Raw genomic sequence first — 11,556 nt, 5'->3', positions numbered from 1 at the left:
GTGTAGTTTTACTACAAATCGTCGGCCGTTTCAGCCTTTCGAATGTATAGACGAGTAGTAAAACTACACATGAGCGGCTTATGGCCCCTCGTTTCGTTGTGAGAATAATCGTTACTGTTGGTCTTTAGCCAACTCGAACAGGTAAAAACTTGATGCCGGCTGCCAATAAAATCAGATTTTCAGCTATTTATCATCTTTGTTCGACAGTCGATCAGGTAGTGTCTTTCGAAAAAACACTACATCCAGCCTTCCCCGCGCCGATCAAGGATAGACCATGAGCCTGCCCTCGCTTGCCCCAATACCGGAAACGGTGCCGGCCATTCTCCAGTCATTGGTCAGTCGTGCCGAGCAGTCGTTCCGTGCGGTGGTCGCCTTGTTCGACGACGATCACGGGCTATCGGCCTGGACCCCGCAGCGCTGGGAGGCGTTCAACCGTATTGCCGCCGCCAGCGACTTTGTCATCGAGCAGAGTCTCCGTGACCCGGTGATGCTGCTGGAGCTGGTGCGCAGCGGCGAACTGGACCGCAGCCTGGCGCCCGGAGAAATGTGCGCGCAGATCGGTGCCGCCGTGCAGGCCGCCGAGACTGAAGAAGAACTGGGCCGCGTCCTGCGCCGCCAGCGCACCCGCCAGCAGGTACGGATCATCTGGCGCGACCTGACCCGCCAGGCCGACCTGGTCCAGACCTGCCGCGACCTCTCGGACATGGCCGACACCTGCATCGACCAGGCGTATCAATGGTTGTACCAGCGCCTCAGCCAGCAATTCGGCGTACCCACCGGACGGCGCAGCGGCGAGCCGCAGCAGATGGTCATCCTGGGCATGGGCAAGCTGGGTGCCGTGGAGCTGAACCTGTCGTCGGACATCGACCTGATCTTCGCCTACCCCGAGGGCGGCGAAACCGTTGGCGTCAAGCGACCGCTGGATAACCAGGAGTTTTTCATCCGTGTCGGCCAGCGCCTGATCAAGGCCCTGGACCCTATGACCGTCGACGGTTTTGTGTTCCGCGTCGACATGCGCCTGCGCCCCTACGGCTCGGCCGGGGCTCTGGTGCTGAGCTTCAATGCCCTGGAGCAGTATTACCAGGACCAGGGCCGCGACTGGGAACGCTACGCCATGATCAAGGCGCGTGTGGTGGCGGGAGACCAGGTGGCGGGTGCGCAATTGCTCGACATGCTGCGCCCGTTCGTCTATCGCCGTTACCTGGATTTTTCCGCCATCGAAGCGCTGCGCACCATGAAACAACTGATCCAGCAGGAGGTGCGGCGCAAGGGCATGGCCGACAACATCAAGCTGGGCTCAGGCGGCATTCGTGAGGTGGAGTTCATTGCCCAGGCGTTCCAGTTGATCCATGGCGGCCGCGACCTGAGCTTGCAGCAGCGTCCGCTGCTCAAGGTGCTGGGGACCCTGGAAGGCCAGGGCTATCTGCCGGCCAAGGTGATCGACGAGCTGCGCCAGGGTTATGAGTTCCTGCGTTATACCGAACATGCGATCCAGGCGATTGCCGACCGCCAGACCCAGATGTTGCCGGACAACCCGCAGGACCAGGCGCGCATTGCGTTCATGCTGGGGTTTGCCGACTGGTCGGCCTTTCACGAGCAATTGATGTACTGGCGGGGGCGTGTGGCCTGGCATTTCGGCCAGGTCATCGCCGACCCTGATGAAGAGGCGGGTGGCGAAAGCGAAGTGGTGGTGGGTGGCGAATGGTTGCCATTGTGGGAAGACAGCCAGGATGAAGAGGCGGCGTGTCGTCAGTTGGAAGAGGGCGGCTTCGTCGATGCACCCAAAGCCCTCAAGGCCTTGGCCGCCCTGCGCGGCAGTCCGCAACTGCGCGCCATGCAGCGCCTGGGGCGCGAGCGTCTGGACGCCTTCATCCCACGTCTGCTGGCCCAGGCCGTGGAACATGCCGATCCGGACCTGGTGCTGGAGCGGGTGCTGCCTTTGGTGGAGGCGGTGGCCCGCCGTTCGGCCTACCTGGTGCTGTTGACGGAAAACCCCGGCGCCCTGCGTCGTTTGCTGACGTTGTGCGCGGCGAGCCCGTGGATTGCCGAACAAATCACCCGTTTCCCCTTGCTGCTCGATGAATTGCTCAATGAGGGCCGGCTGTTCAAGCCGCCCTTGGCGCCGGAGTTGGCGGCGGAGTTGCGAGAGCGCCTGACGCGCATCCCCGAGGATGACCTTGAGCAACAAATGGAGGCGCTGCGGCATTTCAAGCTGGCGCACCGCCTGCGGGTGGCCGCCTCGGAAATCGCCGGCAGCCTGCCGCTGATGAAAGTCAGCGATTACCTGACCTGGCTGGCCGAGGCGATTCTCGAACAAGTGCTGGCCCTGGCCTGGCGCCAGACGGCCGCCAAGCACGGCGTGCCATTGCGCACCGATGGCAGCTTGTGCGATCCGGGCTTCATTATTGTCGGTTATGGGAAAGTCGGCGGCCTGGAATTGGGGCATGGTTCCGACCTGGACCTGGTGTTCATCCACGATGGCGATCCTCAGGCGGAAACCGACGGCCCTAAACCCATCGACGGTGCACAGTTCTTCACCCGGCTCGGCCAGCGGATCATTCACCTGCTGACTGCCCAGACCAACTCCGGGCAGCTGTATGAAGTGGATATGCGCCTGCGGCCATCCGGGGCGTCGGGGTTGCTGGTCAGTTCACTCGGGGCGTTTGCCCGTTACCAGGAGAACGAAGCCTGGACCTGGGAGCATCAGGCGTTGGTGCGGGCGCGGGTGTTGGTGGGCAGCCAGGACGTGGGCCAGGCGTTCGAGAAGGTCCGCGCCCAGGTGTTGGGACGCAAGCGTGACTTGCCGACCCTGCGTCAGGAGGTCAGCGAGATGCGTGCCAAGATGCGCGACAACCTTGGCAGCAAGGCCACCGCCGCCGGGACCGCGCCGAATGCCTTCGAGGCGACGGCGCCCTTCGACCTCAAGCAGGATGCCGGAGGTATCGTCGATATTGAATTTATGGTGCAATACGCGGCCCTGGCGTGGTCCGAGGAACACCCGTCGCTGGTGCGCTACACCGATAACATCCGCATTCTGGACGGGTTGCAGGAGGTCGGGCTGATGCCGGCCGAAGATGCCACGCTGTTGCGCGAAGCCTACAAAGCCTACCGCTCCGCCGCCCACCGCCAGGCCTTGCAGAAAGATGCCGGGGTGATCGCAGGCGACCAGTTCGTGGATGAGCGTCGGCAGGTACTGCGGATCTGGCGGAAGCTGGGGCTGAGCTGAAGATTTGAATGTGGGAGCGAGCTTGCTCGCGATGACGGAGTGTCAGGCGACATTGATGTTGAGTGTGCCGGCCTCATCGCGAGCAAGCTCGCTCCCACAGTGGATTTGCGGTGTTGCACCGTGCTGAAGACATATACAGACCCATTGTGGGAGCGAGCTTGCTCGCGATAGCGGAGTGTCAGGCAACATTGATGCTGGATGTGCCGGCCTCTTCGCGAGCAAGCCCGCTTCCACAGTAGATGGGTGGTGTGTTGTAGATTAGGGCAACAGGCAACGACCTAAGCCACAGTGATTCTCGAGGCGGGGAGGCGTAGGCCTCCCCGTATCGTTTTTGGAAAGCACATGAATATTCTGATCGTTGGGCCCAGCTGGGTCGGTGACATGGTGATGGCGCAGACACTGTTCCAGTGTCTGAAGCAGCGTCATCCGCAGTGCGAAATCGACGTCCTGGCCCCCGAGTGGAGCCGGCCGATCCTTGAGCGCATGCCCGAGGTACGCAAGGCCTTGAGCTTCCCGCTCGGCCACGGCGTGCTGGAGCTGGCGACCCGCCGACGCATTGGCAAATCCCTGGCCGGTCAGTACGACCAGGCGATCCTGTTGCCCAATTCGTTGAAATCGGCACTGGTGCCGTTCTTCGCTGGCATCCCCAAGCGCACCGGCTGGCGTGGCGAGTTTCGCTACGGCCTGCTCAACGACGTGCGCACGCTGGACAAAGAACGTTATCCGCTGATGATCGAGCGCTTCATGGCCCTGGCCTGCGAGCCTGGGACCGAGTTGCCCAAGCCGTATCCACGACCGAGCCTGCAGATCGACCCGGTGACCCGCGAAGCAGCGCTGGCCAAGTTCGGCCTGAGCCTGGACCGTCCGGTATTGGCCCTGTGTCCGGGCGCCGAGTTCGGTGAGTCCAAGCGCTGGCCGGCCGAGCATTACGCCCAGGTTGCCGAGGCGAAGATTCGCGAAGGCTGGCAGGTCTGGCTGTTCGGCTCGAAAAAGATCACCCGGTGGGGGAAGACATCCGCTCGCGGCTGATCCCGGGCCTTCGGGAAGAGTCGGTAAACCTCAGCGGCGACACCTCCCTGGCCGAGGCCATCGACCTGCTGTCCTGCGCCGATTCGGTGGTCTCCAACGACTCCGGCCTGATGCACGTGGCCGCGGCCCTGAACCGCCCATTGGTGGCGGTCTACGGTTCCACCTCGCCGGGCTTTACGCCACCGCTGGCCGACAAGGTCGAAGTCGTGCGCCTGGGCATCGAGTGCAGTCCGTGCTTCGACCGCACCTGTCGCTTCGGTCATTACAATTGCTTGCGCCAGCTCATGCCGTCGTCGGTGAACGAGGCCCTGGAGCGTCTGCAGGGCACACCCGTGGAGGTTCGGTAACTTGCGGGTATTGCTGATCAAGACCTCTTCGCTGGGGGATGTGGTCCACACCTTGCCGGCGCTGACCGACGCGGCGCGGGCGATTCCTGGCATCAAGTTCGATTGGGTGGTGGAAGAAGGCTTCGCCGAAATCCCCACCTGGCACCCGGCCGTGGGCAAAGTCATTCCGGTAGCGATCCGTCGCTGGCGCAAGAACCTCTGGCAAACCATCAAGAGTGGCGAATGGCGACGCTTCAAGCAGAGCGTGCGCGCCGAAAAGTACGACCTGGTCATCGACGCCCAGGGCCTGCTGAAAAGTGCCTGGCTGACCCGTTACGTCAAGGCCCCGGTGGCCGGTCTGGATAAAAATTCGGCGCGTGAGCCCCTGGCGGCGCGCTTTTATTCTCGGCGCCTGGCGGTGGCTCGCGGTCAGCATGCGGTCGAGCGCGTACGGCAGCTATTTGCCCTGGCGCTGGGCTATGACTTGCCGCAGACGCTAGGTAGCTATGGCCTCAACGTCGACCGATTGGTGGAATTGCCACGCCCCTATCCCTACGTGGTGTTCCTGCACGGCACGACCTGGGAGTCCAAGCATTGGCCCGAGCTCTACTGGCGCCAGCTCACCGAACGCATGGGGCAGTTCGGCGTGGTGGTAAAACTGCCGTGGGGCAACCCCGCCGAGAAGGCCCGGGCCGAACGCATCGCCAACGGGTTGCGCAACGCCCTGGTGCTGCCGAAGCTGAACCTCGGCGGGATGGGCAAGGTACTTGCCGGTGCCCAGGCCTGCGTGGCGGTGGACACCGGTCTCGGTCATCTGGCCGCAGCCCTGGACGTACCGACCATTTCGCTGCTCGGCCCGACCAATCCGGTGCTGACCGGCGCCTACGGCAAGGGCCAGATTCACCTTGCCAGTGATTTCCCTTGTGCGCCGTGCATGCAGAAACAATGCACTTACCCGCCGACTGTCGAAGATGCCCGGCGGTTTGACCTGAAACGCGAGCAGCCCCTGTGCTTCACGCGTCTGAACCCCGAGCGTGTTGCCAGCCACCTGAGCACGTTATTGGCTGAGGAGCCGCGCTGATGCAATTGGCTTTTGTCCTTTATAAGTACTTCCCCTTCGGTGGCCTGCAGCGTGACTTCATGCGCATCGCCCTGGAGTGCCAGCGACGCGGTCACCAGATCCGCGTCTACACGCTGATCTGGGAAGGCGACGTGCCGCCCGGCTTCGAAGTGCTGGTGGCGCCGGTCAAGGCGCTGTTCAATCATCGCCGCAACGAGAAGCTCAGTGCATGGATGGAGGCCGACCTGGCCAAGCGCCCGGTGGACCGTTTGATCGGCTTCAACAAAATGCCCGGCCTGGACGTGTACTACGCCGCCGACGGCTGCTTCGAAGACAAGGCGCAGAACCTGCGCAATTCGCTGTACCGGCGCTGGGGCCGCTACCGGCATTTCGCCGAGTACGAGCGGGCAGTGTTCGCCAAGGATGCCAAGACCGACGTGCTGATGATTTCCGAAGTCCAGCAGCCACTGTTCATCAAGCACTACGGCACGCCGCTTGAGCGCTTTCACCTGCTGCCGCCGGGTATCGCCCAGGATCGGCGTCGGCCCGCCGACGCCGACCAGATCCGCGCGGCGTTCCGGGCCGAATTCGAGCTGGCCGATGACGACCTGCTGCTGGTGCAGATCGGTTCCGGGTTCAAGACCAAGGGCGTGGATCGCAGTCTCAAGGCCCTGGCCGCGCTGCCCGCCGAATTGAGAAAACGCACTCGGCTGTTTGTAATCGGCCAGGACGACCCCAAGGTATTCCAACTGCAGAGCGCCGCACTGGGGCTCGGTGACAACGTGCGGTTCCTCAAGGGCCGCAGTGACATCCCGCGTTTCCTGCTGGGCGCCGACCTGTTGATCCATCCGGCGTACAACGAGAACACCGGCACCGTACTGCTCGAAGCGCTGGTGGCCGGGTTGCCGGTGCTGGTCAGCGCGGTGTGTGGGTACGCCCATTACATCGCGGAGGCCGACAGTGGCCTGGTGCTGGACGAGCCGTTTGAACAAGCGCAACTCACCGAGTACCTAGGTCGCATGTTGAACGATGCCGATGCCCGGGCGGCCTGGAGCCGCAACGGTCTGGCCTTCGCCGAGACGGCCGACCTCTACAGCATGCCGCAGCACGCGGCCGATGTGATTTTGGCGGAGCACGCACAATGAAGTTGATGCTGGCCGAACCGTTCAAGAGCCTTTGGGCCGGGGGCGATGCGTTCGCCGAAGTCGAGGCGCTCAAGGGCGAGGTCTATCGCGAACTGGAAGCCCGGCGCACCTTGCGCACGGAGGTGGACGGTCGTGGATTTTTCGTGAAGATCCATCGCGGCATCGGTTGGGGCGAGATCTTCAAGAACCTGTTCACCGCCAAGCTGCCGGTACTCGGCGCAGGTCAGGAATGGAAAGCGATCCAGCGTTTGCAGGAAGTCGGCGTGCCGACCATGACCGCTGTTGCGTACGGCGAGAAGGGCAGCAACCCGGCAGACCAGCACTCGTTCATCGTCACCGAAGAGCTGGCGCCGACCGTCAGCCTCGAAGACTTCAGCATCGACTGGGTCAAGCAGCCGCCGCAACCGGCACTCAAGCGTGCCCTGATCGCCGAAGTGGCGCGCATGACCGGCATGATGCACCGCGCCGGGGTCAACCATCGTGACTGCTACATCTGCCACTTCCTGCTGCACACCGACAAGCCGGTGACACCTGCCGATTTCAAACTTTCGGTGATCGACCTGCACCGCGCCCAGACCCGTCCAGCCATTACCACTCGCTGGCGCAACAAGGACCTGGCGGCGCTGTATTTCTCGGCGTTGGACATCGGCCTGACCCGCCGCGACAAGCTGCGTTTCCTCAAGGGCTATTTCCAGCAGCCATTGCGCCGGATCCTCGCCGAAGAGGCGTCGTTGCTGGCCTGGCTCGAAGGCAAGGCCAACAAGCTGTATGCCCGCAAGCAGCGATACGGGGACGCGCTCTGATGTCAGGCTGGAAACTGGAACCGGCCTACGCCGATCTGGCGCAGGATTTCGGCAGCCTCGAGGCGGTGTTCGCGTTACAAGGGGAGCGTTTGACCCGTGATCCGTTGTCGGAGGTGATCCGGGTGCAGCGCAACGGCGTGAATTACTACGTCAAGCGCTACGTCGGGGCCGGCAAAGGCTTGCGGCGTTACCTGGGCAAACCCCGGGTCAAGTCCGAATGGCAGAACCTCAAGCGCTTCGCCAAATGGGGCATTCCCACCGCCGAAGTCGTGGGCTGGGGCTTGGAGCGAAGCGGCGCGACCTATGCCCGTGGCGCGATGATCACCCGCGAACTGCCGCATACCGAAGACCTCTCGGCCCTGGCCGAGCGTCGCGATCCAAGGCTGGCCGACCGCGCCTGGGTCGAAGACGTGAGCCGGCAACTGGCCGGTTACACACGGACCATGCACGCCCACCGTTTCACCCATAACGACCTGAAGTGGCGCAACCTGCTGGTCGATGACCAGGCGAAGCTGTTCCTGATCGACTGCCCGAACGGCGACTTCTGGCGCGGCTTCTGGCTCAAGTACCGTATCACCAAGGATTTGGCATGCCTGGACAAGGTGGCCAAGTATCACTTGTCGGCCACGCAGCGCCTGCGGTTCTACCTGCAATATCGCCAGCGCGACCGGCTCGATGCGTGTGACAAGAAACGCATCCGTCACGTGGTGAGATTTTTCGAGGGGCGTGAATGACTGATTTTCTGGCCGCTGAAGACCAGGCGTTGTTGCAACGTCATGGCCTGGACAGCTTCGAGGCCTTGTGGGCGCGGCAACTGGACGCGGTGGACGAACCCAACACCTCGGGTGACGGTTGGAGCAGTGTGTTCCGGTTGGACCTGGAGGGGCAGGGTTATTACCTCAAGCGCCAGAGCAATTACCTGACCCGGACTTTGTCCCATCCGTTTGGCGAGCCAAGCTTCTCCCGGGAGTTTCGCAACATCAGCCGCTATCGCCAGCTGGGCATTCCGGCCCTGCAAGCGGTGTTCTATGGTCAGCGCAAGGTGAACGGCGAGGTGCGGGCGGTCCTGCTGACCCGTGCCCTGGACGGCTGGGATGACCTGGATTCACTGGTGCAGCGTTGGTCGAGCCTGATGGCGGCGCAGCGCACCACCATCCTCAACGCCTGCGGTTTGCTGGCGCGGCGCCTGCACGGCATGCATCAGGTGCACGGTTGCTTCTATCCAAAACACATCTTCCTGCAAGCCACCGCCGACGGCTATCAGGCGCAATTGATCGACCTGGAAAAGACCCGGCCGCTGTTGTTCGGCCTGCGTGATCGGGTCAAGGACCTGGAGCCTTTGCTGCGGCGCGCCTCCGTCTGGAGTGAGGCCGATGTGCGCCAGTTGCTGTCCAGTTATCTGGACCGGCCGCTCGACAGTGGGCAGGTCGACCGCTGGATGACCCGTCTGAACGCTCGGCGCAGCCACAAGGAAGCCCGTTGATGCATCTGTCCGAATTGAAGAATGCCGGCCGCAGCCCCAGCCTGCCCATGAGCCTGGAACTGGCCGATGCCGCCGGCCCGGCGAAGTTGCAACTGCTTTCGCTGTTACGGGTGTTGCCGGGGCAACGTTACGTCGGCGCGGGCGTCTGGCGTGGCCGGCCGGTATTGGCCAAATTATTGGTGGGCAACAAGGCCGCCCGGCATTTCCAGCGGGAGCTGCAAGGCGTTCGCCTGCTGGCAGAGCAGGGGCTGACCACGCCGTTGTTGCTGGCCGATGGACTGAAAGAGGGTGAAGGCGGCTGGTTGTTGTTCGAATTGCTCGAAGACGCCGAGAGCCTGGGGGATGCCTGGAAACAGGTCGAACACCTGCCATTGCTGGCTGACGAGCAGACGGCGGTGCTGGCCGAAGCCCTGGGCGCTATCGCGCAATTGCACAGCAAAGGCCTGTGGCAGGAAGACCTGCACCTGGACAATCTGCTGCGTCACGACGGCAAACTCTATTTGATCGACGGCGCCGGCATCCGCGCTGAAACCCCAGGGCAGCCGCTGTCGCGGCAGAAAGTATTGGAGAACCTTGGGGTGTTTTTCGCCCAGCTTCCCAAAGCCCTCCAGCCGTTCAATGAAGAACTGTTGGTGTATTACCTGCTGGGCAACGCCGAACACGCGCTGCCCATGGAAGCGCTGCAAAAACAGATCGACAAGGTGCAAGCCTGGCGCCTCAAGGATTTCCTCGCGAAAGTCGGGCGCGAGTGCAGCCTGTTCAGCGTGCAACGCGGGGCGTTTGGCTTGCGGGCGATCCGCCGTGATGAAGAAGCGGCCATGATGCCGGTGCTGGAGCAGGCCGATGCATTGCTCGACCAGGGCCACCTGTACAAGACCGGCGGCGCGGCCAGTGTCGGCAAAATCGAGGCGAACGGTCGCACCTTGGTGATCAAGCGCTACAACATCAAGAACTTCGCCCATTGGCTCAAGCGCTTCTGGCGCCCGAGTCGCGCCTGGCATTCCTGGCGCGAAGGCCATCGCCTGGCCTTTCTTGGCATCGCTACGCCCAAGCCCCTGGCGCTGCTGGAAAAGCGTTTTCTGTGGCTGCGCCGCGGCGCTTACCTGGTCACCGAATACCTGGCGGGGCCGGATATCATCGAGCGCTTCGGCCCTTACGTGCAAAACGGTGACGCCCCCGAGACGGAATTGCTGGCCCTGGATCGCATGTTCGCCGACCTCATCCGTGAACGTATCAGCCACGGCGACTTCAAGGGCCACAACCTGTTCTGGCAGCACGACCGCTGGGCGCTGATCGACCTCGACTCGATGTGCCAACACCGCACCCACGCCAGCTTCGCCCAGGCCTACGCCCGGGATCGCGCGCGGTTCATGCGCAATTGGCCGCAGGACAGTGCACTGTATCGGGTGATTGATCAGCGGGTGCCCAAAACAGTCGATAGCGCCTCGTCCACCCTATGAACCACAAGTGAAGACCCTGCTGTTCAGTTGAGGTCGCCGATGCGCCCTCGCCACGGACTGCATGGACCTTCAGGTCGAGAAGAGGGGCGGATTCAAGTGTGAAATGCGCTGCCGCCTTCGCGGCGGGCCCACGGAGCAATGCCTTCGTTCGGGCACACCGAGCCTAGGCGAGGTGCCGAGTGTTGGGGGCAGAAGCGTTTTGCTTACTTTTGACTGGGCCGGCTTCCGGGCTTCTCAAAAGTGACCCGCCGTAAGAGCGGAATCGTAAGCCGCCGTTACCGAAGAACCGGATATACACCCCATCTCACCCCCACCCCATTCCGGCCAAAAAATACCATCGCAAGGCACTTCAATGTATTTCAAAAAATGTAGGAGTCTTCTACTTCATGAAAATCAAAGATCTACAGTAAAAGAATAGTACCCGTTCCCTCCGTCGCGCTGAGTCAATCTTTGGTAGGGGCTGTTGGGGTCCCATTGAACGGTTTTAACGTCATAAGCGGTAAGTTGCACCCATAAGTTATAGTATCCCGCTTTAATTCTTACTGTTCCGTCCCCATGATTTTGCACTTCAAAACTAATCGCCGAGCTGCCGTCTGCGGCGCCTCGTGATGACATTACACCCCCGTCACCTGTGGTGGCCAATAGAAAGCCGTCCGGATTGATGAGATGAGTTGAGCCGTCACTCGAGGGTTGTATCATAAATAGTTGCGCCCGATGGCCGGGCTCATAGGTACGAGATTCGGTTCCGTTAGCGCCAATGGTGATCGCGTAAGTGGTCATGAGTGTGCATCCCTGGTTTATCCATGAAGTATTACGCGTTCAATTGCATTGGTTTTTTAAAGGGCTCGCTACTGTCAATGTTGACAGTGGCGACAAGCGGTTGCATGAGTTATATAGATAGTTGTTGGTGTTGTTTCGTTGATTCTTTGGCTCTATTTTTTTGTATGCCCAGCTCTATCTGTCGGAATGGATCATCTGGCCGTATAGGCTGTTTTTTATTTGTCTTTTACGGATGTTCAGATAC

At 61.8% G+C, this 11,556-nt stretch carries 8 protein-coding genes and 1 pseudogene; 8 read left to right on the top strand and 1 reads right to left on the bottom strand.

Annotated features, from left to right (window positions below):
• Positions 1–274 precede the first annotated feature (274 nt).
• The 8 genes and pseudogenes from glnE to AB4O22_RS24095 all read left to right on the top strand — a co-directional run bounded on the left by glnE (position 275) and on the right by AB4O22_RS24095 (position 10,532).
• The gene (gene glnE / locus AB4O22_RS24130) at positions 275–3,226 is read left to right on the top strand and encodes a bifunctional [glutamate--ammonia ligase]-adenylyl-L-tyrosine phosphorylase/[glutamate--ammonia-ligase] adenylyltransferase (protein WP_223470999.1); all 2,952 of its coding nucleotides are present in this window, start codon (positions 275–277) and stop codon (positions 3,224–3,226) included.
• A gap of 342 nt (positions 3,227–3,568) precedes the next feature.
• Positions 3,569–4,602 (top strand): annotated as a pseudogene (gene waaF, locus AB4O22_RS24125) (lipopolysaccharide heptosyltransferase II).
• Between the two features lies 1 nt (position 4,603).
• Positions 4,604–5,662 carry a lipopolysaccharide heptosyltransferase I gene (gene waaC, locus AB4O22_RS24120; RefSeq protein ID WP_223470996.1) on the top strand — a complete coding sequence of 353 codons (1,059 nt, stop codon included), beginning with the start codon at positions 4,604–4,606 and terminating at the stop codon, positions 5,660–5,662.
• Complete coding sequence (locus AB4O22_RS24115; protein ID WP_223470995.1) at positions 5,662–6,786, top strand: glycosyltransferase family 4 protein; 1,125 nt, start codon at positions 5,662–5,664, stop codon at positions 6,784–6,786. Before waaC ends, AB4O22_RS24115 begins: the two co-directional genes overlap by 1 nt.
• The gene (gene rfaP, locus AB4O22_RS24110) at positions 6,783–7,589 is read left to right on the top strand and encodes a lipopolysaccharide core heptose(I) kinase RfaP (RefSeq protein ID WP_460097318.1); all 807 of its coding nucleotides are present in this window, start codon (positions 6,783–6,785) and stop codon (positions 7,587–7,589) included. Before AB4O22_RS24115 ends, rfaP begins: the two co-directional genes overlap by 4 nt.
• Positions 7,589–8,323 (top strand): lipopolysaccharide kinase InaA family protein, encoded by a 735-nt coding sequence (locus AB4O22_RS24105; RefSeq protein ID WP_223470994.1) that lies wholly within the window; start codon positions 7,589–7,591, stop codon positions 8,321–8,323. The genes rfaP and AB4O22_RS24105 overlap by 1 nt, the downstream gene beginning before the upstream one ends.
• Positions 8,320–9,072 (top strand): lipopolysaccharide kinase InaA family protein, encoded by a 753-nt coding sequence (locus tag AB4O22_RS24100; RefSeq protein WP_223470993.1) that lies wholly within the window; start codon positions 8,320–8,322, stop codon positions 9,070–9,072. Before AB4O22_RS24105 ends, AB4O22_RS24100 begins: the two co-directional genes overlap by 4 nt.
• Positions 9,072–10,532 carry a lipopolysaccharide kinase InaA family protein gene (locus AB4O22_RS24095; RefSeq protein ID WP_460097317.1) on the top strand — a complete coding sequence of 487 codons (1,461 nt, stop codon included), beginning with the start codon at positions 9,072–9,074 and terminating at the stop codon, positions 10,530–10,532. The genes AB4O22_RS24100 and AB4O22_RS24095 overlap by 1 nt, the downstream gene beginning before the upstream one ends.
• A gap of 393 nt (positions 10,533–10,925) precedes the next feature.
• Here the strand turns inward: AB4O22_RS24095 and AB4O22_RS24090 are convergent, their stop codons facing one another.
• Positions 10,926–11,312 (bottom strand): hypothetical protein, encoded by a 387-nt coding sequence (locus AB4O22_RS24090; protein ID WP_223470991.1) that lies wholly within the window; start codon positions 11,310–11,312, stop codon positions 10,926–10,928.
• Positions 11,313–11,556: the final 244 nt, after the last annotated feature.

It is taken from the genome of Pseudomonas sp. S3_B11 (assembly GCF_054667715.1).
The sequence above is the reverse complement of the archived record's forward strand: the minus strand, read 5'-3'. Positions and strand labels throughout refer to the sequence as shown.

Excerpts from the sequence above, each read along its gene's own strand:
- glnE (WP_223470999.1), top strand. The coding sequence starts at position 275 with ATGAGCCTGCCCTCGCTTGCCCCAATACCGGAAACGGTGCCGGCCATT.
- AB4O22_RS24090 (WP_223470991.1), bottom strand. The coding sequence starts at position 11,312 with ATGACCACTTACGCGATCACCATTGGCGCTAACGGAACCGAATCTCGT.
- AB4O22_RS24115 (WP_223470995.1), top strand. The coding sequence starts at position 5,662 with ATGCAATTGGCTTTTGTCCTTTATAAGTACTTCCCCTTCGGTGGCCTG.
- AB4O22_RS24095 (WP_460097317.1), top strand. The coding sequence starts at position 9,072 with ATGCATCTGTCCGAATTGAAGAATGCCGGCCGCAGCCCCAGCCTGCCC.
- AB4O22_RS24105 (WP_223470994.1), top strand. The coding sequence starts at position 7,589 with ATGTCAGGCTGGAAACTGGAACCGGCCTACGCCGATCTGGCGCAGGAT.
- AB4O22_RS24100 (WP_223470993.1), top strand. The coding sequence starts at position 8,320 with ATGACTGATTTTCTGGCCGCTGAAGACCAGGCGTTGTTGCAACGTCAT.
- rfaP (WP_460097318.1), top strand. The coding sequence starts at position 6,783 with ATGAAGTTGATGCTGGCCGAACCGTTCAAGAGCCTTTGGGCCGGGGGC.